Origin of the sequence: Paracoccus angustae (genome assembly GCF_042648745.1) — a bacterium.
Lineage (GTDB): Bacteria > Pseudomonadota > Alphaproteobacteria > Rhodobacterales > Rhodobacteraceae > Paracoccus > Paracoccus angustae.
Window position 1 is genome coordinate 1 of the sequence record NZ_JBHRXY010000112.1, and the last position, 1,331, is coordinate 1,331.

Annotated in this window: 1 protein-coding gene; it reads right to left on the bottom strand. The window is 66.6% G+C overall.

Annotated elements, in window-relative coordinates:
• Positions 1-1,227 (bottom strand): ParB/RepB/Spo0J family partition protein (locus ACFOM8_RS23160; RefSeq protein ID WP_377764680.1); only part of this gene is annotated, 1,227 nt, incomplete at its 3' end.
• Between the last annotated feature and the right edge of the window lie 104 nt (positions 1,228-1,331).

The following is a 1,331-nucleotide window of genomic DNA, read 5'->3' on the forward strand; positions in this document are numbered from 1 at the left end:
CTCGACCAGTGCGCCGGAATAGGGCGACTTTGGCGCGGGCGCGGCATCGCCGCCGTCCGCATGGGCGGCATGGCCGGTCAGAACCTCGGCCTCGATGGCTGCGGCCCGGTCCTCGGTCCGCACCCACGGGCCGCTCAACTGCACAGTCCCGCTGTGGCTGACATAGACATAGTAGCCCGCCACGGCGCGCTGCGCGTCAGTGAAGTCGCCCTTGATGATCGCGTCCACAGCCTCAAGTTCGGCTTGCCCGGCCTCGTCCAGTGCATCGGCGTTCGCCAGTTCGGCCAGTTCGTCATACCGCTCGGCCTGCTCCTCCGTCAGATCACCCTCGACCGGATAAAGGCGGGCCAGCTTCTCGGTGACGGAATAGGAGACATAGTCGTCGGCCATGACCTCGGCCCATTTCCAGCCTGCCGCCAGCTTCCCGGCCTCAGCGTTCAGGCGCTCGGTGAACAGGTCCTGCAACAGGTCGGCATCGTGCAGCGCCACGGTATCGCTGAACAGGTCGCGGGTCAGGCTGCCGCCTGCGGCCTCGTAGGCGTCCAGTCCGACAAAGCGGGCGCGGCGGTCGGTGGCGCTGACGGCTGCGGGCTGCAATGCCTGCTTGATGCGGTGTTCCGACACGTCGCGGCCCTTCACCTCGGCCAGAACAGTCAGGGTCAATGCCTCGTCCTGCGACACGGTAAAGGCTTTTGCCATGCCAAGGCTGATCTGGCCCTCTTTCAGCGCGTCCAGAACCGGGGCGGGCAGGGCTGCCAAGGCAAGGCGACGATACACATGGGCCTCGGTCTTGCCAAAGCTGCGGGCAATGGCCGACACGTCCGCGCCTGCCTCCTTCATCCGGCCATAGGCGCGGATTTCGTCGGCGGGGGCCAGGTCCTCCCGCGCCGCGTTCTCGGCACTGGCCCATGCGCGGGCGGTGGCCTCGTCGGGTGCGATGCGGACGGGGATGGAAGCAAGTTCCGGGTGGCGTTCGGTCACGGTGGCATCCCGCTCGACGGCGCGGGCGATGGCCCGCAGCCTGCGGCCTCCCGCGACAATGCCCACGCGGCCCTCCCCATCGAGGATGCCGGACAGGTTCTGGATCAGGCCGATCATGGCAAGGTTGTCGGCCAGCAGGTCGATCCCCTCCGGGTCAGCGTCCTGACGCGGGTTCAGGTCGGACACATAGAGCTGCGCCAAGGAAAAAAACTGGATGGAGGCGGGGGCGATGGTTTCGCGCTTCATGGGAATGGTCCTTTTGCGACGGATGGTTTTTTGTTATGGATGCCCTGCCCTCATTGCCGTGGGGGCAGGGCGGGCTTTGTCAAAGTGCGCCGTGCTGGATCAGG